The sequence below is a fragment of the Rhodovulum bhavnagarense genome (genome assembly GCF_004343505.1).
Classification (GTDB): Bacteria; Pseudomonadota; Alphaproteobacteria; order Rhodobacterales; family Rhodobacteraceae; genus Rhodovulum; species Rhodovulum bhavnagarense.
Map to the genome: position 1 here is coordinate 75,418 of NZ_SLXU01000009.1, position 25,386 is coordinate 100,803.

Genomic DNA, 25,386 nt, shown 5'->3' on the forward strand with positions numbered 1-25,386 from the left:
TCGGATCACGCCATCCCGATGTTCCTTGGCAAATAGCCACCACTCACGGAACCTCGTGAATGTATCCAAGCGCGACGCCGTGGCAAATACGGGAATTCCTGACCTGCCCCCCGCGATCAGGACTTCCTTGGTGGCACGACAAATATCTGTTTTTGGAACCAGGCCTTGAGTACGGCCTGTGCGGTCGTTTCAACCCCCAGCGCCTGTCGCGCAAGGCGCAGGTGCTTTTCCACCGTCGCGGGCGATACGCCGAGGATCGTGGCGATATCCTGGGTAGTCTTGCCATCACCAACCCATTCCAGCACCTCGCACTGCCGAGGCGTCAGAAGTCGTCTGGAATCACCCGAAGGCAGGTCGAGGATCTTCAGGTGCATCACCTCGTTCATCAGCATGATATCGGCCCCATGCAGGGCCCAGACCGCATCTACATCGTCCTGCGTCGTTCCGGGACTCGCCGACAAGCCGATTGCTCCCTTGCAGCGGACAGATATCTGGCGAAAGCTGATCGTATAACCGGCAACAACCCCACGCTCGCGATTGAATTCGACCACGCGTCGCTCGGCGGCGGACAATGCGCCCGAACGATAGGCATCTTGCATGAGTTTCCAGCTGCAATGCCCCTCGTTTTCTGCCGCCCATTGGACCATCGGGGCGTTCTCGAACAACCGTTGGTCAACGAAACCCCGCGTATAAGCCTCGTCATGGCTAGACAGCAGTCGAACGTCTTCGGGGTCACCCAGCGACCGGTGCGTCTTGAAATGCGTCAAACCGTAGAGCAGCCGGTCAAAGCCATATTCTTCCATCTTGCGGGTGTGCAGCGCCCAAAGCTCTTCGATCGTGGTCGCCGCAACAACGCTGCGAAGATGGTCCACGATCATCACGCTCTCCGTCCTGTGGGATCCACAACCTGGCGATGTCACCGGCCTTGGAATGCACGGATTAATATTGTGTTCGGGTAAATTCAAGCCCGAGCCTGCAAAAGGGGCGCGCCACAAGGCCGAACGCGCAACGCCACTGCGCATGGCAACGGGCGTCGCAATAGGAATCACGATAACGTCTTTTTTACATAATACTTATTATCGGCCTAATTGATCCCGCAACCCTTGCGCGCGAAAGCGATCAGTTCGGTCCCCTAGTCGTTCAGGATATCGCGGTTGTATCGATACAAAAGCAGCATCCCCAATGCAAAGCAGATGGCGGATACGCCAAAGACGTATAGTTCGGAAACATAACTCGCATCGTAAGTGGCGTAGATGCCGTCGCGCGAGGTGCCGACCACCTGCACCAGCGGGTTCCACCAGATCCATTCACGATATGGCATCGGCACGGAATCGTAGAGAAATATGATACAGGACACGATGAATAGAGGCCGGTTCAGGATCGCCCAAGTCCGTTCCCAGACTGGAAACACGGACAAGAGAAAACAATTCAACGTCCCAATTCCCAGCCCCAACGCGATGGCCATTGAAAACGCCACCGCGATACGAACGGGTTCCAGGATGACATCTAGATCGTAAATCATGATGATCCCGGCCAAAACGATCACGGAGACCATCGTTTGCGTGAAAGTGTTCAGGATCAACCGCCCGATGATCGCGTCCAGAAAGGTGACCCCGGGATAGAATAGCAATTGTCGAGAAAATCGAATGGATGTCGATACTTTCTGGCTGATATCCATGTAGAGCATGAACGGCAGAATCCCCGAGGCAAAGAACAGGGGAAAGGATGTTCCGATCCCCGGCGAGCGGAATGCCAGCGAGAAAATGAACGTCAAAAGGAAGATTCCCGCCACGGGTTCTAGAATGGCCCAGACATAACCCAGTGCTGAACGGCCATAGGTCGAGGACATCTCGCGAAGAACCAGCGCCGCAACCACGCGCGCTGTGCCTGTCCGGCGGGGCGTGCGCGCCGGTCCGCGCGGTAATGGCGGCAGGTTCGTGGGGTTGCTATCGGTCATCCCGGTTCCCGTGAGGGCGCTTACCTCGAACCGGTTACGCCGCTCTGGGTGCAATGACAACCCCCGCGCCGGACTGCTTTAATAGGGTCTCAGGCGGCTTTGGCACGGGCCGCGCTTAGCCCCAGCTTTTTCATTTTCTCTATAAGCGTCGTGCGCTGAAGCCCGAGTTGTCTCGCGGCCTGCGCAACGCGGCCATCTGCCTGCGCCAGCGCTGCCTGGATAAGGGTTGCCTCAAGCTCTTGAAGATGACGGCGCAAGTTGATGCTTTCACCCGGTTTCAGAATGCAAACAGGCGCTTCTGCATCCCCTGCCCCCTCTACCGCCGATGCGAGGGGACTGACCCCCAACAACCTTTCGATATCGGCTGCGCCGATATCGCGGCCTGCAAACAGAACCATCGCGCGTTCAACCGTGTTGCGCAACTCGCGTACATTTCCCGGCCAGTCGTGGCGCGCCAACGCCGCCAGGGCCGCGTCGGTAAAATGAGGCGCCCCGCCCCGTGGCGCGCGCGCGGTACGGGTTTCGATCATGTGCTCGAGCAATAGCGGGATATCCCCGACACGTTGGGCAAGAGGCGGAACCTGAACCGGGAAAACGTTGATCCGGTAGAACAGGTCAGCCCGGAATTTCCCTTCTTTTACAGCTACCTCCAGGTCTCTGTGGGTCGCGGTCACAAGGCGGAAATCGACCTCGATGTCATGGCTTCCTCCCAGGCGGGTTATGCGGCGGGTTTCCAGCACCCGCAACAGCTTGGCCTGAAGCCCGTCGGGCATGTCGCCGATTTCATCCAGAAACAGGGTACCGCCCGCCGCGGCCTCAATCCGCCCGATGCGCCGGTTCTCTGCGCCGGTAAAGGCACCCTTTTCATGGCCAAAAAGCTCGGATTCAAGCAACTCTGCAGGTATCGCGGCACAATTCACAGCCACGAAAGACCCAGACCGGCCAGAGGCGGCATGAACCGCCTGGGCAACCATTTCCTTGCCCGCGCCAGTCTGTCCTGTGGCAAGTACCGGGGCATCCGTGGGTGCCAGCAGGCTGAGCGTTTCTTTCAAAGCCACCATGGGCGCCGTCTCGCCCAAAAGGTATGATGCGATCTCGGGCGCAATCGCGCTATTTTCAAACTGGACGCACTGATCAAACATCGGCACCCTCGCGTTGGGATCGAGAATAGGAAACATCAAACTAGAATATATCTAATGGCTGGTGCGCGCCCAGCAATTGCCCGAGCGAGTGGCAGGTGAACGCATCGGCGCCGCTCAATACTTCATGAGGGTAATGAGCGCTATTTCGAGCAAATGTTATACCCACCGGAATATAATCCTGCCCGTAGCTCATGCTGAATAGTCGGCCGGCTCCGCAAGACAGCGCACCCGTGGTTGGCTTGCTAGATGGTGAGCGGGGCGATAGGCCATAGCCAGCAAGCCAGCTCCAACGAGGTCAATAATGACGCTGTTCCCGATTTTTCTTGCCACCTGCGCCGTTCCGGCCGCGGCGGGCATCCTTTTCAAACCCGGACAGTGGTATCGTGACCTCGACAAGCCAAGCTGGACACCGCCAAACCGTCTGTTCCCAGTGATTTGGGCAATACTGTACACGCTCATGTCTCTGGCCGCTGCACGGGTCGCGACGCTAGCGGGCAACGACCTTGCGATGGCACTTTGGGGATTGCAGATCACGATCAACACGCTTTGGTCCGCCGTTTTCTTTGGCCAACACCGGATTTTCGGGGGAGCGATCATCATCGCGCTCCTCTGGGCGGCGGTGCTGGCCACGACGGTCGCCTTTGCCGCGCTCGATCCGCTGGCGGCGGTGATGATGGTTCCCTACCTTGCGTGGGGGAGTTACGCGTTGGCGCTGAATATCTCGGTCTGGCGCCGCAACGGGGCGGCCGTGGCCTGAAACCGACAGGGTCGGTTGCGCGTCACGCAAGCCGGGGCAATGATTTAGGCGGTTAGCCCCCATGTGCACCGCCCTACCCCTCTTGCCCCGACATCCGGGGGCGGGAACGGAATATCATGGTGTCCGAACGTGAATCCTGCGTCGAGGCACTACATGGTCCCGCTTACCGTTTATCCCCGCACGGGTGGCCGCGTAGACGTAACTGCGGCACGGCTGGTTGGAATGCGCCTTGGGCCTTCGACGGCCGATGCCAGGTCGTCCGTCGATCCGATCACGCTGTTGCCCGCCTATCCTTCACGCATGTACACCCTGCCTTTTGATACGTCCCTGCCCGTTCTCGTGGTGTCGAAAAAGGATACCGGCCTCGCCCAGGCTGTCGGCTGGATGCGGGCCGGCGGTTTTTCGGTGGGTCGTGCGGACGGAATAGAACAGGCCCTGTCCACCCTTCGAACCGGGGCCGGCAGTTGGGGTGGTGCCATGGTGAATGTAGACGACTTTGGCGGGATGGAAATCCTGGCCGGGGCGCTGTGCGAATTGCGCCTTCGAATCCCCGGATTGCCCATCATTCTGATCACACGCGATGCAGATCAGGATGACTTCGGTCCCTCGAGGCTTGGTCTTGCCGATGTCACGTTGCGTGCGCCATTGACGATCACGGCGCTGGAGGCTGGCCTTGCCTTCGCAGCCGAGAATAACCTTCGCTGGCAAAGAAGCTTGGCCACGCGCACCTGACTGGCGTTCGGCGCGTGCCCGAAGGGGCACTTGCCTTGTTTGTGCTTCAGGCTAACGGGCGTCTGCCTCGCCGCTTCCGTCCCCGTCCTCTTCAGGTGGGTCGGTCGGTATCTCGTCAGGGTGCATTGGGGCACTGGGTGCCACCGGGCGACCTGTCATCGCGGGGGCCAAGGCCTCGACATTGCGCACCCAGATGTCACGCTGTGCAAAGGGTATCTCGATCCCTTCCAGGGCAAAGCGTTCGGCAATCTGGTGGTTGAGTTCGGTTCGCACACCGAGCCCGTAATTGATATCGCGCAGGATCACCCGAAGTTCGAAATCAAGCGAATCCGCGCCAAACCCCTGAAACACGATCGTCGGAGGGGGGTTGATCATCACCAGCGGATGATTTTCGCCGATTTCACGCAGGATCTTTTCAACCTTGCGCGTATCGGTGCCATAGGCAACGCCCACCTTCAGGATCACCCGCCCGGTCAGGTTCTGACGGGTCCAGTTCGTCACCATGCCCGAGACCAGGTCAGCATTGGGCACGATCACATCGGTCCGGTCAAATGTCTGGATGCGGGTCGAGCGCACAGAGATATCCTGCACGATGCCTTGCACACCGCCGACCTCGATCCAGTCGCCCTGGCTGACGGGCCTTTCGATCAGAAGGATGATCCCCGAAACGAAATTCGACACGATGTTCTGCAAACCAAAACCGATGCCGACCGATAACGCGCCGGCGACGATCGCCAGCGAACTGAGATCGATACCGGCCGTCGTGACCGCGATGATGGCGGCAAGGAAAATCCCGATATAGCCGACCCCGGAGACCAACGCGGTCTGGCCGCCCGGATCGATCCTGGTCTTGGGTAGAACCGTGGATCTCAGCGTGCCCTGGATCAACCGGGTAAATGTATAGCCCAAGGCGAAAATCAGCGCGAAAGTCAGGAAATCAACGGGCGAGATACGCGTTTCACCCACCGTGAAACCGATCGTGAACCGGGACCAGACCTCGGTCAGGTCGGCCACGCGCGCGCCCCAGATCAGTGCAAGAACCGGCAACGCCGCCAAGGCCAGAACAAGCCCCATCAGGACCGGAACAAGTGCATCTCCCGCGGTCTCGCTGTCTTGTGCATGGCCTATCAGTAAACCATAGAGATCTGTCACGAAACGCTGAAGAACCAACAAGAACCCCATCAGCGCCAGCGTCATCAGCGAGGGGTAGACAAAGAACTCGGCGGCCTCGGTATAGCCAACCGCTGCCAGCACCGGACCGGCCAGCCCGACCACCACCGAGGCCCGCCCCAAAAGACGCATCACCCGCGTCCGGTATGGAAGTTCCCCGCTCGGTTGTGAATCCGTCATGGCATGGGTGATCAAAAGCTGTCCCATGCGCGACAGCATCAGACCCGCGGCCAGAAGCGGCGGAAATGACAACACGGCCACCGCCGCGTCGGAGTAGGACTCGAACTCGGCGGTCGCCGCCACCAGCGTCGACAAGGCAAGGATCAGGCCGATTATGCCCGTATTGATCCGTCCCTCTCGCTGGCGTTCGGGTGTCAAAGCCAGGATTGTCTGGCTAACACCCACCTCTGCAAAGATGCGCCCACCCAGCCAGCGGGCAATGAGGATGATCGCTCCCAGCACGGGCAGCAATTGCACGAGCCTGTCGCCGCGAAGCCCCAGCAACCCCGAACTTTGCAACGCTCCGGCCAATGCAAAGACACCGACAAGCGGCAGCACGATCTGGCCCAGCGAGACCAGCGCGCCGTAGACAGTGCCGCCCTCGGAGGGCGCGCGCGCGGTCACGAAACGCGACAGACGGACCATCCAGCGCCGTCCGCGCGCCAAGAGAACGACCGCGATCACCAAGTATAGAAACGTCGCAGGCAGAGCGTCGCGCGCATCTGCCCGGACGACGGGGTTACGCCAATTATCCCCGACTTCGGTCCCAACCGTCAGCACCGTCTGGCGCAAGACGCGCCACCCCTCGCCCCAATTGACCGGGTTGATAGGGCTTGGCCCGAGATTCAAAAGGGCATCGGCCTGCCTTTCGCGGATGATCGTGTCCAGTTCGCGTATCAGACCATCGGCCCGGCTATGGGCCTCTATGGCGCGGACCGCTGGGGCCTGCAAATCGTTGAGCTGTTTTTGCAACGCGTCGCGACGCGCACTAATTTCCTCGGGTTCACTCGCGCCTTCGACGGGCGGCGGGCCGATCGACGCTATCTGGTCGCGCAAGGTCTGGATGCGCGCCGCATTGACATCCTGGGCGGCGAGAAACTGCGAACGCCAATCTACAAGCTGTGCACGAAGTTGACCCAGGGCAGCATCAGAGGCACGCCCGACACCCAGAACGTCTTCGGCGCGCGAGGCAAGCCTTTCCCAGTCCTCGTAATCGAGCGCGGCTTGCCGTTGAGTGTCATCCTGCGCCAATGCGGGGGGCGCGCTAGACAACGGTAACGCCGTCAGCGCCAGAAGAAGGGCAAACAGTCGCAAGGCATGAATCATGTCGCAAACACCTTCGGTATGTCGCGGGGCGCATCGGCAAGCCATTCAGGCACCGGAAGCCCCTTTTCAATCAGGAACGAGGGGTTGAACAGGCGCGACTGATAACGCGTGCCATAATCGCACAGCACCGTCACGATGGTATGACCCGGCCCCATCTCGCGCGCCATGCGCATCGCACCGGCGACGTTGACGCCGGATGACCCGCCAAGGCACAGGCCCTCGTCCCGCAACAGTTCAAAGATGACCGGTAGAGCCTCTTTATCGGGTACACGACAGCAGAAATCTGGCCTCAGCCCTTCGAGGTTGGCGGTGATCCGTCCCTGCCCGATGCCCTCGGTTATGGAATTGCCATCGGATTTCAGGACGCCGGTGGTGTAATGGCTGTAAAGCGCTGCGCCTTCGGGATCGGCCAGCCCGATCCGAACGCCGCGGGGCTGAAGCGCCATGGCAACGCCCGCCAACGTCCCGCCCGAGCCCACGGCACAAATGAACCCGTCGACCTTGCCTCCGCTCTGATCCCATATCTCTGGACCGGTGCTCTCGAAATGAGCCTGTCGGTTGGCGAGATTGTCGAACTGGTTGGCCCAGACTGCGCCATTCGGTTCGCTTTCGGCAAGCCGCTCGGCCAACCGGGCGGAATAGCGCACGAAGTTGTTCGGGCTGGAATAGGGCGCGGCGGACACTTCGACCAACTCTGCTCCCGCAAGGCGCAGCATCGTTTTTTTCTCGGGGCTTTGGGTCTCGGGGATCACGATCACCGTGCGAAAGCCCATTGATGCACCCACCAGGGCCAGCCCGATACCGGTATTGCCCGCGGTGCCCTCGACAATCGTTCCACCCGGTTTCAACATGCCGCGTGCCACCGCGTCACGGATGATCCACAGTGCGGCGCGATCCTTGACCGACTGGCCGGGATTCATGAATTCGGCCTTGCCGAGAATGTCACAGCCGGTTGCCTCTGACGGCCCCCTCAGCCGAACCAGCGGTGTGTTGCCGACCAGCCCGGCAAGATCGCGTTGCATATCGATGAACCCTCCCGTCCCCTGCCCATAGTGCTAAAGCCGGGGACAGACGAACTCAACCCGATGCCCGCAACCGCTCACGGTTGCGTGTCAGCCACAACAGCGTGAGGATCAGCGGCGCGTTGTTGATCTCTCCGCTATCGAGCAGGCCCAACGCCCGATCAAGGGACACCACATGGGCACGGATATCCTCGCCCTCGCAGGCCAAACCGCCAAGCCCTGCCGCCGCCTCGGGCAGTTCTGCCTCACCGACATAGGAATAGATGAACTCGGCCTTGGCCCCCGGCGAGGTGTAATAGCCATGCACGGGGTGCAACCGGCCGATCTCGACCCCCGCCTCCTCGATCGCCTCGCGGCGCGCGGTGGTTTCCGGGGTCTCGCCCGGATCGATCAGGCCGGCGATTGCCTCTATCGACCAGCATTCGCTATCGCCGCGGGCATAGGGGCCAACGCGGAACTGTTCGATCAGAAGAACCGTATCGCGGGCCGGGTCATAGGGCAGCACGGTTGCGGCATCCCCCGACAGGAAAGCCGCGCGGTTCATGTCCTGGCTCCAGCCGCCGTCAAAGCGACGATGGCGAAAATCATATTCCTCGACCGCAAAGAAATTGGCATAGGGCTGGCGGCGGGCGCGTTCGTCGATATCGCCCCGGCTGGTCCCACGGCGCAGTGTCGCCGGACCCGGCAGTTGCGCGCGCAGGCGCGAGGCCGCGCGGGCAAGGATCATGCGCCTTCGGCCGGCATTGACCGCGGGCGAACGCAAACCAAGGCTCAGCATCACCTCGCCCGCGGCGGCAGTCGCCAACATTCCACAGCGCGCGACCCAGTCGACCAGATCGAAGGGGGCGCCTGGCCGGGTGCCAGGTGGCGCATCATAGGCCCGCGCAATCACGCGGCGATCATCGAGATTGGGTTTGACCGTGACCGCAACCAACCCCTGGCTTTCGGCGTAATGATCCAGCCGCGCGACAGCCTCCGGCGACAGAGGCTCCAGCAAAAGGCCCTGCGCAACCGCGCCCGGCGAAGTGCAGAGCATGGCCAGCCCCTCACCCGGCAAGCAGCAGGCGGCCTGATCCTCAAGCCAGGCTGGAACCGCCTGAACTGGCATATCCAGAACCCGGCTCAACAGCTGGGGGTGGCGCAGCGTGCCGAACAGGAACACGGCGGTCATTGCGCGATCAGCTCCAGCGGCGGGATACGAATTCGGAAATCCAGGCCGCGGCAATTCCGCCGATCAGCAGGATCGCCACGGCCGGCGGATATGTCACCAGCACGAATGTGAACTCGCCGAAGAGCGAGACGAGGCCGGTCAACGCCTCCATCACCCCGGAATACCGCATCCCCAGCGCGCGTTGCAACATTTCCCAGAGGGAATGAACAAGAAGCGCGTAAACCGTCAATACTACCACCGTGCGAATGCCCGAGGTCACCGCGACCCCGTAGCCATGACCAACCAGCCGCCCCATGACCAGCCATCCTGCCATGATGCCAATGATGCTATTCACAACGGCAAAATAGCCAAGATCGGCGTTCTCGGGAAACGCGGGAACAAGCGCATCCGAAACGAACCACGCCAAAAGACCGTAGGTCATGGCAGAAAAAAGTTTTGCAGCAGTAGGCATGTCTCAGGCAGGCCGGGTCACGGTAAACTGGGTCACGTCGCAGTTTCCGCTGTGAAAGGTGGCCGCGCAAGAGGTCAGGTACATGTTCCACATGCGCCGAAAGCGCGCGTCGAAACCAAGCGCCGAAATCTCGTTCCAGCGCGCGTTGAAGGTGTCGTGCCACCGCCGCAGCGTCTGGCTATAGCTTTCGCCGAACTCGATGGAACGGATGACCTCCAGACCCGAGGCGCGGGCCAGGTCGCCAAGGACCGTGTGGCTGGGCAACATCCCTCCGGGAAAGATGTATTTCTGGATGAAATCGACGCCTTTTCGATAGATCTCGAACCGGCGTTCCTGCACGGTAATGATCTGCAAGGTGGCGCGGGCACCTGGGTTCAGGCAGGTCGAAAGCTTGTTGAAATAGACCGGCCAGTATTGTTCGCCCACTGCCTCGAACATCTCGATCGAGGCGATACCGTCATAGCGCCCCGTCTCGTCGCGGTAATCCTGCAACTTGATCGTGACACGGTCCGACAGGCCGGCCCGTGCGATCCGCGCCACCGCGTAATCGTGTTGCTCGCGGCTGATCGTCAGGCCGGTGACGCGCAGGCCGCGCTGTCCAGCGGCATATTCGGCGAACCCGCCCCAGCCACAGCCGATTTCCAGAACATGGTCACCGGGTTGCACGCCCATCTCGTCGACCATCGAGGCGTATTTCTGTTCCTGCGCCTTTTCTAGGCTTTCCTGTCCGGTCCGAAACAAAGCCGAGGAATAGGTCATGCTTTCGTCCAGCCACAGCCCGTAGAAGTCGTTGCCCAGGTCGTAATGTGCCGAGATGTTCTTTTTCGCCTGCCGTCTGGTGTTGCGTTGCAACCAGAACCGCAGCCGTTCGTAGGCGCGCACGAGGGCTTGCCCCGGAAAACCATCATAGATTTCGTCATTGTCGGCATGGACCAGGTCCATGAAGGCCATCAGGTCGGGGGTTGACCAGCCTTCATCGAGATAAGCCTCGCAAAAGCCAAGGTCGCCCTCGCGGATCAGCCGGGCAAAGACCTCGGGGTCGTGGATGTTAAGTTCGGCCACTGGCCCCGGCCCGCGCCCCTCGGCACGAAAACGCCGCCCGTCGGGCAGCACGAAATCGAGCCGTCCATGCCCCATGCCGCTGGCCACGTCGAAGACTTGCGTGAAATAGCGCGGCAGGTTTTCCTGCCCCTTGGTTGTTGTCAGGATGTCCATTGCGGCTCCCCGTTCCCATTTCATTTTTTCCCAAGCCGCGGCGACCGGCAATGGGTTTCAGAATTTTCGTGCCTGGTAGGCCTCAAGGGCGCGCTTTCGTCCGGCCTCTGCCGTCACGACAGGCGCGGGATAGGCATCCTGTGCCGACAGGCCCCATGACGGCGGAACCGCCTCGAAATAGGACAGGGCCTTTCGTGAGGGCCGCCGACGCCCCTCTGCGATCCAGGTATCGACATAGCGCCGCCCCGGATCGAACCGGGCAAGCTGCGTGACCGGGTTGAAGACCCGGAAATAGGGTGTGGCGTCGGGGCCCGAACCTGCCGACCATTGCCAGCCCATCGCGTTTGCCGCAGGGTCCCAGTCAATCAGCGTGTCGGCAAACCAGTCGAGCCCGATGCGCCAATGGGTCATCAGGTGCTTGGTCAGGTAAGAGGCCACGATCATCCTGCCACGGTTGTGCATGGTGCCGGTCACGAAAAGCTCACGCATCGCGGCATCGACGAATTCCATGCCGGTGCGTCCTTGCCGCCATGCGATTACTTCGGGCGCGTTTTCATCGGTATTCCAGGGAAACGCGTCCCATTCGGGTCGCCAGTTCGACGTCGCGATATGCGGACTGTGCCAAAGCAGGTGATAGGCAAATTCACGCCAGGCCAGTTCCTTGAGAAAGGTTTCTGCGCCCGCCTTGCCCTCGTGCATTGCCCGCAGCCCCGCATGCCAGCACGTGCGCGGAGAAATCTCGCCATAGGCCAAGTTTTCGGACAGGCGCGAGGTGCCGTTGCATGCCGGGAAATCCCGCGCCGTGGCATAATCCGCGATCGCGCTCGCGGCAAACTCGTCAAGCCTTGCCTGCGCGGCTTCCTCGCCCACGCGCAGGTGGGTGGCCACGATCTCGGCCCCCTTGCGCATCGCCGTGCCCATCTGCCAGCTATCCAACATGTCGCTTTCGGGCCAGGTGGCGGGTGCGGGCAATGCCCGCGGCGCGGCACAGGGTTCGGGCACCTCGCGCGTGCGAACCACCTTCCAGAACGGGGTGTAAACTTTGTAAAATGCCCCCTGCCCGGTGGCGACCGTCCAAGGTTCGAACAGCAGATGTCCGGCCAGCGATCGTGCCTCGATCCCGTCCTGCTTCAGCGCGGTCTTTACCCTTGTATCGCGCGCCACGCTGTCGGGGTCATAGGCACGTGTCCAGACCACCGCTCCCGCCCCGCTCTGGGCCACCAGCGCACGCAAAACCTCCAGCGCATCGCCCCGGCGCAGCACCAGGCGTGATCCGATGCGGGCCAGGGTGCTCGCAAAGCATTCCAGCCCCAGCCCCAGCCGCCATTTAGGTGCCGCCCCCAGCCGTGCCACGCCATCGTCGTGGATAAAGACCGGGATCACCGGACGCCCGCCCGCGCAAGCGGCCAGGGCGGCAGGATTGTCGGACAGGCGCAGGTCGCGCCGGACCCACCAGATTACAGGGGAAAGTTCTACCATGTCACAGGTCTGGAAAGGCCCGTTTCCGGGCGGTCAGATCTCGGTATCTAGCGCGGCAATCAGGCGGTCAACCTCTTGGGGAAGGGCGTAGTGCAACAGGCTGAGCCGCAGCACGCCGCGCGCGGGGTCCACGCCCATCGCCCGCAACAGCCCGGGCACGGAAAAATCCCCCCCGCCCGTGATGACCGCATGGCGCGCCAGACGGCGGACGGCCTTTATCGCGGGTTCTTCCAGGACAAGCGACAAGATCGGCATACGCGCGGCACCGGACCGGACGCCCCCCAGAACCCGCAACTCGGGACGCGTGACAAGGTAATCGGCAAGCGGCGCCAATAGTTCGTGTTCGCGCGCCCTGATCAGTTCAGCCACCTTGGCCGCGCGCCCCCGCGCATCGCGACCGGCCTTGAAATGATGATCGTAAAGCGCGTCGAAATAATCCGCGATCCCGGCGCAGGCGGCGATCTGCGCAGGATCGGCACCGGCGGGATTGAACCGGGTGGTGGGGTCCGCGGCGTCACGATCACGGACCTGAACCGGCAAGCGATGGGCCAGTTCGCGCCGCATCGCCATTAGCCCCTGATGCGGTCCGAATGCCATTTCGCCTGAAAAGAGATAGATGTCGGCGCCAAGCGTGCGCAGATCGGGCAAGCCATGCGGCGCAAAGCCATCGCCGTCCACGCAGGACAAGGCCCCTGCCCCGCGCACGAGCGCGCAGATTGTTCTCGCGTCATTCACATGCCCAAGCAGGGTGGAGACATGTGGAAAACACACCAGCCGCACCCTGCCATCGAGAATGCGATCAAGCCCCGCCGGATCAAGAATTCCCGTTGCCGGATCGGCCCGCCAGACGCGGATCTCGATACCTGCATCGGCCAGGAGCCGCAAAGGCCCTGTATTTGGCGTGCTATCCTGCTCGCTGACCACGATGGCAGATCCAGGGTGCAACCATTCTCGGAAAGCCTGAGCCAGAACGTAGACATTCGCCCCGGTCGAGGGGCCGAAATGCAGTTCGTCCCCGGCGATACCCAATAGCGCCGCCAGCCGGATGCGGGCCTCGTCCATCTCTTCGCGGGCCAATTGCGCCGCACGGCACGACGCCTGGGGTGGAACCTTGCGTTCCTGGTAGAACCTGCTCAGCCGCCAGACCGTGTAACGGCAAGGATAAGAGCCGCCCGCATTGTCAACCAACACCTCGTCGCGCAAGGTGGGCGCGCGAAAGGCGGGGAACTGATTGCGCACATAATCCGCATCGAACGCAACCATCAAGCCTCCGCACGGGTGGAAATATCGAGGTTGCGGCTGTGGTATCGGGTCGCAAGGACGTTGCAAAGCCTTGAAATGGCTTGTGTTGGCCCTATTGATCCGAGCCCGTCTGGCCGCGGGTTTCGCTTAACAACCCGCGGAAGATCGCGAAGCACATCAACAACAACACCACCGTGAACGGCAAGCCGGTTGAAATCACCATGGCCTGTAGCGCCCCAAGACCGCCGCCGATCAACAAAACGATGGCGACCGCACCCTCGAAGGTGCACCAGAACACGCGCTGCGATACCGGGGCATCTATCTTGCCTCCCGCGGTGATCGTATCGATCACAAGGGAACCCGAGTCAGAAGAGGTCACGAAGAACACGACCACCAGGACGATCCCGATGACCGAGGTGATCGCGGCCAGCGGCAGCCCCTCCAGCATCGAGAAAAGCGCCATAGGCGGGTTGTAGGCATCGATCACCTGCGCCTTGACCGCGCTGCCTGCCGGATCGCTCAGCACCTGGTCGATCGCCGTGCCGCCAAATACCGCCATCCACAATATGCAAACCAGGCTGGGCACCAAAAGCACGGCGATCAGGAACTCGCGCACCGTGCGCCCCCTGCTGACGCGTGCAATGAACATGCCGACGAAGGGCGACCAGGAGATCCACCAGGCCCAGTAGAACGAGGTCCAGCCCTCGACATAGCCGGCATCCTCCCGGCCGAAGGGGTTGGACAGCGCGGGCAGTTCCTTGCCATACGCCACCAGGCCGCTGGTGAAATCCGACAGGATCGTCAGAGTGGGTCCGGCGAGCAGCACGAAAACCAGCAAGAGCGCGGCCAGCCCCATGTTGATCTCGGAAAGAACCTTGACGCCCCCGTCAAGGCCACGCATCACCGATACCAGCGCCACGCCGGTGATCGCCGTGATCAAGACGACCTGCACCGTTACGTTCTCGGGTACCCCGAAGATGTGACCGAGCCCCGCATTAGCCTGTTGCGCCCCGAACCCCAGGGATGTCGCCAGCCCGAACAGCGTTGCAAAAACCGCGAGCGTGTCGATCAAGTGGCCCCACCAGCCCCAGACGCGGTCCCCAAGCAGCGGGTAAAAGGCAGAGCGAATGGTCAGCGGCAGACCCTTGTTATAGGTGAACAGCGCCAGCGCCAGCGCCACGACTGCATAGATCGCCCAGGGATGAAGGCCCCAGTGATAGATCGTGGCCGCAAGGCCCATGGTGCGGGCTGCCTCGACATTTTCCGCGATGAGCGCACCATCCGGCCCAAATGGAGAAGCAACGCCCAGCGGCTGGGATATTGCCATGTGATAAACAGGCTCGAGCACCCCGAAAAACATCAGCCCGATCCCCATGCCCGCCGCGAACAGCATCGCGAACCAGCCCAGATAGGTATAATCGGGCGCCGCATCGCGACCGCCCAGCCGCACACCGCCCACCGGCAGGACGATCAGCAACAGGCAGAACAGCACAAACAGGTTCGCCGCGCCCATGAAGAACCAGTCGAAGGTCGAGGTCAGCGCCGGTCGCAACCAGCCGAAAAGTGCCCCCGCCTGTTCCGGCAAGGCCAGCGCGTAGAAGACAAAGACCATGATCGTCAGGCCAGAGATCATGAAAACCGGGTTGTGAATATCAAAGCCGAACGGGCCGAGGCTGCCTTCGATATTGTCCTGGCCGATCTCATAGTCGGTCTCTATCAACTCGGTGGGGCCCTCGGGCTCGGGAATTCCCTGGTCCGTGATATCGTCTGTCATGGCTAAGTCCCTTTGCAGGCGCTCGGGTTTCTCAATCTTCGTCACTGGCCGCGCCACGACCTCAGCGGTCGTGGTCGCGCACCAGCATGATCGAGGCATGGGAATGCAGTGCCAGCTTACCGCCATGGGATGGCGAGACGTAATCGCGCCATCCCGGAACATGCGAGCCCATGACCACAAGGTCGGCGGCAAGATCCTTGACGACCTTCAGCAAGGCATGGTCGAGCTCGACGGCGGGATCGTGACAATTTATGGTGCGGGCCTGCGCCACATGCCCGAATTCCTCTGTCTGGCCAGCGACAAAACTGTCGAGCTTGCGTGCGAATTCCTCTGGATTGTGGGCAACGGTACCGGGCTGAGGCGTGGTCACACCCACATAGGTTACCGGTATGTCGTAATGACGCGCGAGGTCGGCGGCGACCTCCAGCGCGCGACCAAGCCTTTCGACATGCGCAAGATCCACCGGCGCGAGTATATGGGTAAACACATCGCCCTCCTGTCAAAGGCGCCCGCATCAACTCGGTCATTGCCGCAATCCGAGGCAGGGCGCACGTCGTGGCGTCATCCGGAAAAGGGCAGAGATCGCACCGTTTTCCGGCGACGATCCTAGCGGGAAAGTCCCATTCACGCAACCGGACGCCGGATCGCGCACCAGACAGCCGCGTCATCCGCAAGCTTGCCCCGGCGCCAAGCGCCCCCGCGAGAGGTACTCGGCGCAGTCGGGGCCCGTGAGGCAGTCGCGCTTTTCAGGCGTTCGGATCGACCAGGATTCGGCCCCGCACATGACCTTTCAGAATCTCTGCACCCAGCTTGGGCAAATCCGATAGGACCGCGGGCTGAATCATCGATTCAAGCTTCTCCAGGGGCAGATCTGTCGCGATCCGGTTCCAGGCGCGCACCCGATCGGCATGGGGCCGCATCACGCTGTCGATGCCAAGCAGGTTTACGCCGCGCAGGATAAAGGGCGTGATCAACGCCCCCTCGATCGCCGCGCCACCCGCGAGCCCAACCGCCGCGACCGATCCGCCATATTTCATCTGCTTTAGAACCCGGCCCAGCATCGCTCCCCCGACCGCATCCACGCAGCCCGCCCAGCGTTCGCTCTCCAACGGCTTTCGCGTGATCTCGGTCAACTCTTCGCGCGGAACGATCTCGTTCGCACCCAACCCGCGCAGGTAGTCCGCGGCTTCGGGCCGCCCGGTTACGGCCGCAACCTCATAGCCCAGATGCGAAAGAATCGCAGTGGCCACCGACCCAACACCGCCCGCAGCCCCGGTTACCAGTACCGGCCCCTGCCCCGGTTCAAGGCCGTGATCTTCCAACGCCATCACTGACAGCATCGCCGTCAAACCCGCCGTGCCTACCGCCATGGCCGTGCGCGTGCTCAGCCCCTCGGGCAGCGCCACCAACCAGTCGGCCTTGACGCGCGCCTTTTGCGCGTAGCCACCCCAATGCGTTTCGCCGACGCGCCAACCGGTCAGTACAACCCGGTCGCCGGGGCCATAGCGGTCATCTTCGCTGGTTTCCACCGTTCCCGCCAGATCGATCCCCGGAACATGCGGATAGCTTCGCACCAGGCCGCCGCCCGGCCCAATGCACAGACCGTCCTTGTAATTGAGAGTGGAATAATCAACCGCAACGGTTATCTCACCCTCGGGCAACTGCGCCTCGTCCAGATCGCGCACCGCCGCCGATGTCCGGCCTTCCGCGTCCTTTTCAACCACCAACGCCCTGAACATCTTTAACCTCCCTTGCCGGAACTCTCGGCCCCAGTTTCCCTCTGCCCATTCCTGCCAGAGACCTTTCGCGATGACCAGTCCTGCGAAGATCCTCCAAGACCCCTTGAACCCGACCGCGCGCCCGCCTAGATTTATATCGTTCCCTTGGGAACTATGGCGATAAACGCGCCCGTAATAAGCGGATCGGACCCGGGGGCGGTACCCGGCGGCTCCACCATAAATCCCACATTGGCGGGATCATGGGGCCGAAACAGGATCGACGGACGTCTAAAGGGGTTTTGCTTTCGCCCGGTGAGCTACCACCGTTATCGGTGCAAGCATGATAGTTGCCAATGACAACCGTGCTCCGGTGGCGCTGGCCGCGTAAGCGGTCCGCAAAACCAAATCTAAGCCCTTGCGTCTAGCAACGTAAGGCGGGGTCCGCAGGTACCTGGCAACAGAAACCTGCACTCTCCTTCCTGCGTTAACCCAACCTGAAGCTTTCACGGCGAGAACCTGTGGCAGACCAGGTATCAAGGGGACAAGGATGGGCCGCGTATCGCAACTGGAAGAATGGTATCGCCGGGTTTATCTGCTGGGCGAACTCGACGCGGTCGAAACCCTCTTTACCGCTGATACGCGCGCAGAGGGTATGCTGGCCGATAGCTGCGTCGGGCCCGAGGATATCCGGGTGTTTGCAATGGCTCTGATGCACATGGTCGAGGCACCGCGCTTTCGTATCGTCAACGCGGTCGAGGCCGGCGACTGGCTGGCTGCACTGATCGAAACCGAGGCGATCCGCGCAGATACGGGCCGCCCAATCCGGGTTTTCGGACAGTTGATGGCGCGGTTCCAAGGCGACCGGATCGCCGAGGCCTACAACAACTTCGACTTCTTCTCCTTTTTCGAACAGATGGATATCCTGCCTCCGAATTCGCTGGCACTCGGAATGGGCGGACAAAGGATCGCCTGAACGACGGGACTCGCGTCATCCAGCGAACCGCCGGCTCTTGTATCGAAATTTGGCGCGTCCCCCCTTTCGCTGGCTTTCGAATCCCCTATGCTGAGGTCATGTTTCGAATGAGGCTTGAAACGCGATGCCGCGCCAGATCGACTACGGCAGATTGATGCATTCCGCCATGCGCGGGCTGATCCGCGAGGTGCTGTCGGACGTGGCCGAGAACGGTCTTCCGGGAGATCATCACTTCTTCATCACCTTCGGCACGACAGAGCCCGATGTCGGCATAGCCGACTGGTTGCACGCCCGCTATCCAGACGAGATGACAGTCGTTCTCCAGCATTGGTTCGACGATCTCGAAGTGGGCGAGGACGGCTTTTCCGTCACGTTGAACTTCGGCGATACGCCCGAGCCTCTGTTCATCCCCTATGACGCGATCCGCACCTTCGTGGACCCCTCGGTCGAGTTCGGCCTGCGGTTCGAAACCCAGGAAAGCCTCGACCCGGCCGCCGACGACGCCCTACCCTCGACCGCGCCCACGCATCCCGAGGGCAACGCAACCGAGGCCGAGATCGTCAGCCTGGACAAGTTCCGCAAATAACGGCAACGCCTTCGTCCCGCACCAGGATTATATGCACCACCAGCGTACACCCTGCCCGAATTCGCCTTTCCACCCCGGCTACGAAGCCTTTGCAAACACGACATTGCCATCAACATGCGGGAATTTTTCACAGAACCCTTGCATAGGGTTGGGAATTGGAAGATAGAGACACGCCAGAGGAGAGGTGGCCGAGTGGTCGAAGGCGCACGCCTGGAACGCGTGTAGGCGGGAAACCGTCTCCAGGGTTCGAATCCCTGTCTCTCCGCCATCCACTCTTTTCAGATCAATAAAATCAAGCCCTTACGGGGCAAATTGTCAAACTTTCGGGGCCGGTTTGACAATGTTCGTTCGCGCTTCGGTCTCTTCCAGAGCGCGCATCCCTTCCGCCGCGAGTCTCTTCCGGTCAGCGGCGGCGGTATATCTGGCGGCTTCCGCCAGCGCCGCGTGGCCCAGGACGGCCATGATCTCATTCGCGGAACGCCCATGTTCCGCCAGCCGTCGCGCCGTCGCCTTGCGAAGCCCGTGCGGGCTCAGACCCTTGGGCAAGCCCGCTTCCGTCGTCACGTCCCGAAACCAATTCGTGAAGCCCGCTGGGCTGAAGGGCTTGCCCTGGGCCGTGGTCAGGAAGGTGAGGTTGTCGCGCGGGGTGGCGTCGATTGCCTCACGCAACGGCTTCAGGACAGGGACGTGGATCGTCGTTCCGGTCTTCTGTTGCGTGATCGACAGAACGCCGTCGCGGACGTGCTGGCGGCCCATGCGGACCACATCGCTCCGCCGCTGCCCCGTGTAGAGCAAGAGCATGAAGGCGAGATGGGCGCGCGTCCCAGGCTTATGCGTCGCCAGGAAGGTAGAGATGTGCTGTTCTTCCCAGGTGGTGAAACCCGAAGAGCGGACCTTGATCTTGCGGACGCCCTGGGTCGGGTCATCCCGCCGCCAGCCAAGTTCCACCGCATGGCGCATCAACAAGTGGATCATCCGCAGAAGGTTGTTCGCGGCGGTGGGAGTCGAAGCCTTCGCGCCGATGATGTTTCGGACGTGCCGGGTTTCCATCTTCGCCACGCGCTTTTCGCCATGTTCCGCACGAAACCGTTCGATGATTCCGCGATAGGTGGTCTTGGTCGAGCTTCGAAGCCCCGCGAAGTCGGCGGTCTGATAGTAGCTCACCACAAGCGCGTCGATTGATCCCGGACGGGTCTTCTTGGCCGCCACCTGGGCGGGTTCGCCTTTCAGGGCGTCTTCATAGGCCGCCATGAATTCAGGGCTCCAGGGCAACCCAGGAAGCGCCGTGCGGGGAATCCCAGGCTTGCGGAGATACCAGCGCGCCTTTCCGTGTCTGTCTGTGAAGCCCTGACAGTAGGGCGGAGGTCGTCGGAGTTGCTTCATACTTGGTCCCATTCATTGTCTTCGGGACCTTCATCATGCGCGGACGGAGTGTCCCCAGGCAAGGCGTCGAAGGCAACGTCCAGTTGATACCTGTCCCAAAACACGCGGGCTTTCACGCGCTTGGGGCCGGGCATGAGCCCTTCGCGGACCATGGAATCGAAGAAATTCGGGCTCACGCTGACATAGGCCGCCGCCTCTTCACGCGACAGTCCCCGCCGTGCAGGCAGGGGCAGCGCGGTATGACGGGCGGCGGCCATGGTGTCAGAACGCGCCGTTCAGGCGGACGCGGACGCTCGCCGCACCGTTGCCAGCGGCGGTGACGGCCACGCCGACTTTCGTGTTCCCGCTCGCCGTCGTCGTCACCAGCCCGTCGCTGGACCGCCAGTAGATGGCAGCGCCCAGGGTGATGTCGTCGGCGGCCACCTTGGGCATGTCGAAGACGCCCGCCGTCACCAGGACCAGCGGGTCCCCGGTTTCGGCGTCACCCGCCGCGATGCCGAACAGGCTGCCGATTTTCACGCCGTCCCCGCTGGTGGCAGCGGCGGCGGCGGTCACGGTGATGTTCTCACCGGCTTGAACGAAGTTCTTCATGTCAGAGTCCTTTCGAGGTCTGGAATCGGATGGTGTGCGGGGGCTTGTTTGCCCCCGCCAGTTGGGCTTCGAGGTCCGCCACATACCGTTCCAGCGCGGCGCGGTTCGCGGGGCGATACTCCACCCGCTCGCCGTTCTGGTCGGTAACAGCGACGGCTTGCGTCCCTGTCAGAAGCTGGTGAAGCGCCTCTTGCGCCTCTTCCAGCCGTTCAGAGGTCGTCAACACGGCCACGGTCAGCTTCCTTCGTGGAGATACGCGCCGCGCCAGTCGAGCCAGCCCGCGCCGAAGTCCAGGAAGGCCCGGAATTTCATGCCCAGGGTGTCCCAGGCTTCCGTCCGCTGAATCTGGACGCCCTGGGCGGACGACAGATAGGCGTATTGCATGGCCGCCAGCCGCGCCGGATCGGCGAAGATGTAGACCGCATCCCCTTCCAGGCGGGGTTCCACCAGAAGCGTCATCTTCGAAGCGGCCACGTTCACTTCGTCCGATTTCGTCGGGTAGGTTTCCGCCAGGATTTGTTCCGCCAGGGTCTCGATTTCCGGCCCGACGATCATGAAGCGCGGGGCCGCGCCGACGATGGTCTTGCCGTCCATGCCCTTGACCGTCCGCATGGCTTGCCGCGCGTCCGTGAACACGTCCACGCCCGCCGAACCGATGGCCCCGGCGGAACCGCCGCCAGCATTGCCCAGGTTGCCACGGGTGGCGTCGAAGACCGGGGTCCCGTCGCTGAGGTTCGGATTGCCGGTCAGCAGCGTGACCAGGATGTCCGCTTCCGTCTGGGCCGCCGCTTCGCCCAGGGCCGCCGTCATGTCGCCCAGAAGGCCCAGATCGTCGTCGATCATCAGCTTCCGGGAAACCGTGACGCCCCGCGCGAAGGTCTTCAGGCGCATGGTCTCGCCGCTTTCGGCGCGGCTGGTGTGGGTGATCTCACCGGACTCGGCGAGTTCTTCCAGGCGGCCCATTTCGCCCAGGCGGATGGACGTGGAGTCCTTGAAGTTGGGAAGCGTCCGCTGGCGGCAAAGCGTCTTGAGCGGGGACTCTGCGGCCTTGTAGGTGTCCAGCGCCACCTTGCCCATGGCGTTGCTCACGGTCAGGGCGAAGTCGCTGGTGGTGTGCTCACCGGCCCGCGTGAACACTTCGTCCGCCGACATGCCGCGCGTGGACACGCCCGCACGGGTCAGGGAATCGACGGCCATGTCCCGAAGGCTGAGGTTCAGGAAGGGACGCACGTCTTCGGCGGGTTCCCCGCCGCCGCCCATGCGGAAGGCCAGCGCGTCGGACTGGCGGCGGATGATCGTCGCCGGATCGTCGTTCGCGGGGGCATGGGACCGGATGATCGGGGCCGCGCGGCGGCGGTCCTGCATCGCGTCGAAGATTTCCGCCTTGGCACGGGTCATGTCCGCGCCCGCGTCGATCAGATCGTCCGCCACCTGGGCGTCCAGGCCAGCGGTGCGGACCAGGGCGCGGATGTCGCGGCGGCGGGTCTGTTCCGCCACATCCGGCGAAACGGTTTCGGTGATGTCATCGGGCATGGGGGACTCCTCTTGTTGCCGCAGACGGGCGGACGGGTCCGCCGGGTTGGAGGTCAAAGTGACTTCTGTGATCGTCCAGGCGGTGGGGGTCTTCACCCGTCCCGCCTGGGTTTGTTTCTCGGTCCATCCCGCGACGCGGTAGCCGATGCTGACTCCGCTCACGGTCCCGTCCGCGATCCGCTGCACCACGGGCGCTGCATCTTCGGCGGCGGTGAGTTCCAGAACGGCGGTCACAGACCCACCTTCCAGAGCGATGGACCGAACCCGCCCCAGGGTGTCACGCACCGATGCGGTTCGGTGACTGTCCAGAACGGGCAAGCCTTCGGCAGCGGACAGGTCCAGCGTGTCCGCCGTCAGGACTTCCAGGTAAGGCCCCCGCGCGTCTCGGCGGCGCACGGGAGTCGGGGATGCGATGACCGCCGAAACGGTTCGCGTGTCAGGGTCGAAAGAGTTCGGGCGGGTCTGAGCCCCCCGCGTCAGGGTGTCAGTCGTCATTGGAGGACTCCGGTTTGTCGGGGGACCCGAAGGTCAGGCCAAGGTCGCTTTCACGGGCACGGTCGGCGGCGATCTCTTCGTCCAGATCGTCGGCGTTCCAGCCCATTTCGTTGATGGCCTTGGTTCGGCTGGTGAGCCCCAGGGCCAGCGCCTCTTTGACCGCCGCCAAGTCCTTCTGAGGGTCCACCTGCATCGGGCGCGGCATGATCCATTCGGCGGCCATGTCAGGCGTCAGATCGAGACGCCCAGACAGGACTTCGGAGACGATCCACCGCCGCCAGACAGGCCGCAGGAATTGCGGGACAAGGGTCCCGTATTGCGTTTGTTCCACGCGCGCCCGGAAGGGCAGAAGCCCCGCCCGAAGGGACGAATAATTGGCGTTCGTCAGGTCGCCAGACAGTAGGTGTTCGGGCAGCCCCAGAGCGGCGGCAAGCGCCTGAAGGTTCATCCGCAGGAAGGCGGGCGAGTCCTTGGCCGCGTCAGGGGCAGAGAATTTCACGTCGATCCCGGCGGGCAGGACCTTCAGCGCCCCAGGTTCCAGGCCGGTGTCGAGAATACCGCCCGTCTGATCTCCGTCGAAGGGCAGCGCGCCCGTGGCGTTCAGATCGGTCAGGAATCCCGCGAACATGGCGGACGTTTTTGCCCCCACCAGGAGGGCGTCCATAAGCTGGTCCAGTTCGTTCGCGGACAGGACAGCCGGGGCCAGCCAGGACAAGCCGCGAACCTGCCCCGCGCCTAGGGGGCGCATGATGTGCAGCACGTCGGCGGCATCGAAGCGGATCGACGGGGCGTAGTCGGTGAAGGTCGCATGGGGGCGCGACGGCAGAATCCAGTAGGCCACCCGGCGGCCTTGGGCGTCGAATTCCACGCCGCTGACGATCATCCGCCCGCCGCCAAGTTCCGCCGTCTTCGATTCGTCCAGTTGTTCGGGCGCGACGGTCTGAAGCCTCAGCCCGTCCCCGTCGTCGTGAATGATAACCAGGGCTTCGCCGTCCACGATCAGGTGGCGGGCAATGTCCCGTTGCAGCCCCCAGAAGTCCGTCCGTCCCGCCGCGTCGGCGTCGTCCGCCCAGGTCTCGAAAGCGCGACTTGCGGCGCGGCGGCTGCCCGCGTCTTCAGCGCGGGGCGTCGGACGGATGCCAGCCCCCACCAGCGCGGCGGACCAGTTGTCCACCCCATTTGCCAGGAAGGGATTGTTGGCGGCGAGGTAACGAGCGCGGGACCGCGTGAGCGTCGCCCCCGCCGCCACTTCGGGATTGATCGGCCCGAAGGTGCCGAAGCCGCCGCCCCGACGCCCGCCAGCGGCGGCGTCGATCATGCGACGCGCCGGGGTTTCGGTCGTCCGAAACAGTTTCGGGAGTCGAAGGCGGAAGGCCATGGTCAGTTCATCCCTTCGCGGTCGCCCAGGATGATCGGAAGAATCCGGTCCAGCGACAGAACGGTTTCCGCATGGGGGATGACGGGTTCGGGGCCGCCGAAGAGGTTCGGCATGAAGCCGTTCTGGACGTTCCAGAGCTTCGCCCCGACACGCTTCTTGCCCGCGTCGTCCAGCGTCGCGGCGACATGCAGGGACCAGCCGGTCACGCCCCGCCGATAGTCGAGAATGGCCCACGCGGCAGGGCTGGGGCCGAAAGCCCGGAAATAGGCATTCACGTTCTCGCCTTTCGGGACACCGTTCGGAAAGTGGTCTTCCACGGCGAAGGACTTCATGGCGAGGGACACCGCCCGCCCGATGCCGTCAGGGCCGTCCACTTCGATGCTGGCGAAGGCCAGGGTGTGAAGGCATTTGGCGATCAGAACGGAGTCGATCTCATAGAGGTAGGGTGCGCGCTTGTCGGCGGCGTCGATCCCGACGGGGCGCAGGAAGTCCCGCGCCGCACATTTCTTGACAAAGGGTTCCAGCGAGTCGCGGGACAGCCCAGGTTCGAGACAGCGCGCCACCACATCCTTGCGGGACAGATGCGACGGCTGGCGGTCAAGCGGCGGCAGATAGTGGATGGTCGGAAATTCTTGATCGGTCACGGTAGGTCCTCCGGCTATATACCGGACCTTCATACACCGATTCGGGGCGCTTGGGAATTGAACAGGCAGTTTAACAACTTATAGTTCAATGGTTTAGACTGCAAGTTGACACCCCTAAACCTATTGTCGGATTGTGCAAATCCGACTATACAGGTGACACGGCGCGTTTGGTCGCGCGTCGTCTCTCCAGTGATGGTGAAGGGGAGTCGGGGGCGGTTTGCGAGTGCCGCCCCCGACGCATTAGGAATGCAGAACAGAAGCGACATTCAGAGGGCGAAAGCCCGCGTTTACTACAAGGCCCGCCGTCGCGGCCTGTTCTTCCGGTCCTGCCCCAATCCCGAAAATGGGGTGCCCAGATACCGCGTTATCACTGAAGACGGCGGCCTAGTATGGTGGGCAGATCACATCGGAGACGCGGAAGCCTATCTGGACAAGGCCCCGCCCAGGGGGTGGGTGGACTAGAAAATGGGCCGCAGGGGACCCGGCTTCCCGTGGTTCTTCAGGTCTTCAGCCTTGTGGACCACGATTTTTCCACCGGCACCGGGAATCTGGCAATGGACGCCCTTTTCGTCGATCTTCACCACAACAAGCGCCCGCCGTTCATCGGCAAAGGTCACTTGATCCCCGATTTCAATTTGCTTCGCCAT

The 25,386-nt window shown here is 62.5% G+C and carries 25 protein-coding genes, 1 tRNA gene and 1 other RNA gene; 6 read left to right on the forward strand and 21 right to left on the reverse strand.

Features of this window, described 5'->3' with window-relative positions; all coding sequences use genetic code 11:
• Positions 1-116: 116 nt before the first annotated feature.
• The 3 genes from EV663_RS10315 to EV663_RS10325 form a co-directional block, all read right to left on the reverse strand.
• Positions 117-878, reverse strand: coding sequence for a helix-turn-helix transcriptional regulator (locus EV663_RS10315; RefSeq protein WP_132951714.1), 762 nt, complete (start codon positions 876-878; stop codon positions 117-119).
• Positions 879-1,132: 254 nt separating this feature from the next.
• Positions 1,133-1,957: an ABC transporter permease gene (locus EV663_RS10320; RefSeq protein WP_132951715.1), complete on the reverse strand. Its 825-nt coding sequence runs from the start codon at positions 1,955-1,957 to the stop codon at positions 1,133-1,135.
• 89 nt (positions 1,958-2,046) lie between these two features.
• A complete protein-coding gene (locus tag EV663_RS10325; protein WP_132951716.1) occupies positions 2,047-3,099 on the reverse strand; it encodes a sigma-54 interaction domain-containing protein in 1,053 nt (350 codons plus the stop codon).
• A gap of 301 nt (positions 3,100-3,400) precedes the next feature.
• Here EV663_RS10325 and tspO point away from each other — a divergent pair, with 301 nt between their 5' ends.
• Positions 3,401-3,856 (forward strand): tryptophan-rich sensory protein TspO, encoded by a 456-nt coding sequence (tspO, locus tag EV663_RS10330; RefSeq protein WP_132951717.1) that lies wholly within the window; start codon positions 3,401-3,403, stop codon positions 3,854-3,856.
• Positions 3,857-4,078: 222 nt separating this feature from the next.
• Positions 4,079-4,588, forward strand: a complete 510-nt coding sequence (locus EV663_RS10335; RefSeq protein ID WP_132951718.1) for a hypothetical protein — start codon at positions 4,079-4,081, stop codon at positions 4,586-4,588.
• A 51-nt stretch (positions 4,589-4,639) separates the two neighbouring features.
• Here the strand turns inward: EV663_RS10335 and EV663_RS10340 are convergent, their stop codons facing one another.
• The 10 genes from EV663_RS10340 to EV663_RS10385 all read right to left on the reverse strand — a co-directional run bounded on the left by EV663_RS10340 (position 4,640) and on the right by EV663_RS10385 (position 17,177).
• The gene (locus EV663_RS10340; protein WP_132951719.1) at positions 4,640-7,084 is read right to left on the reverse strand and encodes a DUF3772 domain-containing protein; all 2,445 of its coding nucleotides are present in this window, start codon (positions 7,082-7,084) and stop codon (positions 4,640-4,642) included.
• Positions 7,081-8,106: a cysteine synthase A gene (locus tag EV663_RS10345; protein ID WP_425057138.1), complete on the reverse strand. Its 1,026-nt coding sequence runs from the start codon at positions 8,104-8,106 to the stop codon at positions 7,081-7,083. Before EV663_RS10345 ends, EV663_RS10340 begins: the two co-directional genes overlap by 4 nt.
• A gap of 55 nt (positions 8,107-8,161) precedes the next feature.
• Positions 8,162-9,277, reverse strand: a complete 1,116-nt coding sequence (locus EV663_RS10350) for an NUDIX domain-containing protein (protein ID WP_132951721.1) — start codon at positions 9,275-9,277, stop codon at positions 8,162-8,164.
• Positions 9,278-9,284: 7 nt separating this feature from the next.
• Positions 9,285-9,728 (reverse strand): TrgA family protein, encoded by a 444-nt coding sequence (locus tag EV663_RS10355; RefSeq protein WP_132951722.1) that lies wholly within the window; start codon positions 9,726-9,728, stop codon positions 9,285-9,287.
• 3 nt (positions 9,729-9,731) lie between these two features.
• Positions 9,732-10,943 (reverse strand): SAM-dependent methyltransferase, encoded by a 1,212-nt coding sequence (locus EV663_RS10360; protein WP_132951723.1) that lies wholly within the window; start codon positions 10,941-10,943, stop codon positions 9,732-9,734.
• A 57-nt stretch (positions 10,944-11,000) separates the two neighbouring features.
• Positions 11,001-12,422, reverse strand: coding sequence for a cryptochrome/photolyase family protein (locus EV663_RS10365; protein ID WP_132951724.1), 1,422 nt, complete (start codon positions 12,420-12,422; stop codon positions 11,001-11,003).
• Between the two features lie 33 nt (positions 12,423-12,455).
• Positions 12,456-13,685 (reverse strand): aminotransferase class V-fold PLP-dependent enzyme, encoded by a 1,230-nt coding sequence (locus EV663_RS10370; protein ID WP_132951725.1) that lies wholly within the window; start codon positions 13,683-13,685, stop codon positions 12,456-12,458.
• Positions 13,686-13,776: 91 nt separating this feature from the next.
• Positions 13,777-15,438: a BCCT family transporter gene (locus tag EV663_RS10375; protein WP_132951726.1), complete on the reverse strand. Its 1,662-nt coding sequence runs from the start codon at positions 15,436-15,438 to the stop codon at positions 13,777-13,779.
• 61 nt (positions 15,439-15,499) lie between these two features.
• Positions 15,500-15,925: a universal stress protein gene (locus tag EV663_RS10380; protein ID WP_132951727.1), complete on the reverse strand. Its 426-nt coding sequence runs from the start codon at positions 15,923-15,925 to the stop codon at positions 15,500-15,502.
• Positions 15,926-16,184: 259 nt separating this feature from the next.
• A complete protein-coding gene (locus EV663_RS10385) occupies positions 16,185-17,177 on the reverse strand; it encodes an MDR family oxidoreductase (RefSeq protein ID WP_132951728.1) in 993 nt (330 codons plus the stop codon).
• 99 nt (positions 17,178-17,276) lie between these two features.
• On the opposite strand from EV663_RS10385, the gene ssrA reads away from it, so the two are divergent.
• The 4 genes from ssrA to EV663_RS10405 all read left to right on the forward strand — a co-directional run bounded on the left by ssrA (position 17,277) and on the right by EV663_RS10405 (position 18,983).
• Positions 17,277-17,628: a transfer-messenger RNA gene (ssrA, locus tag EV663_RS10390) on the forward strand.
• A gap of 75 nt (positions 17,629-17,703) precedes the next feature.
• Positions 17,704-18,129: a nuclear transport factor 2 family protein gene (locus EV663_RS10395; protein ID WP_132951729.1), complete on the forward strand. Its 426-nt coding sequence runs from the start codon at positions 17,704-17,706 to the stop codon at positions 18,127-18,129.
• A 124-nt stretch (positions 18,130-18,253) separates the two neighbouring features.
• A complete protein-coding gene (locus tag EV663_RS10400) occupies positions 18,254-18,715 on the forward strand; it encodes an SspB family protein (protein ID WP_132951730.1) in 462 nt (153 codons plus the stop codon).
• A 178-nt stretch (positions 18,716-18,893) separates the two neighbouring features.
• Positions 18,894-18,983 (forward strand) — tRNA-Ser (locus tag EV663_RS10405).
• Positions 18,984-19,030: 47 nt separating this feature from the next.
• Here the strand turns inward: EV663_RS10405 and EV663_RS10410 are convergent.
• The 8 genes from EV663_RS10410 to EV663_RS10445 form a co-directional block, all read right to left on the reverse strand.
• A complete protein-coding gene (locus EV663_RS10410) occupies positions 19,031-19,966 on the reverse strand; it encodes a tyrosine-type recombinase/integrase (RefSeq protein ID WP_165910175.1) in 936 nt (311 codons plus the stop codon).
• A gap of 128 nt (positions 19,967-20,094) precedes the next feature.
• Entirely contained in the window at positions 20,095-20,355 is a 261-nt protein-coding gene (locus EV663_RS10415; protein ID WP_132951732.1) for a hypothetical protein, read from the reverse strand.
• Positions 20,356-20,359: 4 nt separating this feature from the next.
• Complete coding sequence (locus tag EV663_RS10420; protein WP_132951733.1) at positions 20,360-20,689, reverse strand: DUF2190 family protein; 330 nt, start codon at positions 20,687-20,689, stop codon at positions 20,360-20,362.
• A 1-nt stretch (position 20,690) separates the two neighbouring features.
• Positions 20,691-20,921, reverse strand: a complete 231-nt coding sequence (gpW, locus tag EV663_RS15635; RefSeq protein ID WP_165910176.1) for a gpW family head-tail joining protein — start codon at positions 20,919-20,921, stop codon at positions 20,691-20,693.
• Positions 20,922-20,923: 2 nt separating this feature from the next.
• Positions 20,924-22,717 (reverse strand): prohead protease/major capsid protein fusion protein, encoded by a 1,794-nt coding sequence (locus EV663_RS10430; protein ID WP_132951735.1) that lies wholly within the window; start codon positions 22,715-22,717, stop codon positions 20,924-20,926.
• Positions 22,707-24,035, reverse strand: a complete 1,329-nt coding sequence (locus tag EV663_RS10435; RefSeq protein WP_243697938.1) for a phage portal protein — start codon at positions 24,033-24,035, stop codon at positions 22,707-22,709. Before EV663_RS10435 ends, EV663_RS10430 begins: the two co-directional genes overlap by 11 nt.
• Positions 24,036-24,097: 62 nt before the next feature.
• On the reverse strand, positions 24,098-24,739 hold the full coding sequence (locus EV663_RS10440; protein ID WP_132951737.1) for a hypothetical protein: 642 nt from the start codon (positions 24,737-24,739) through the stop codon (positions 24,098-24,100).
• 458 nt (positions 24,740-25,197) lie between these two features.
• Positions 25,198-25,386, reverse strand: coding sequence for a hypothetical protein (locus EV663_RS10445; RefSeq protein WP_132951738.1), 189 nt, complete (start codon positions 25,384-25,386; stop codon positions 25,198-25,200).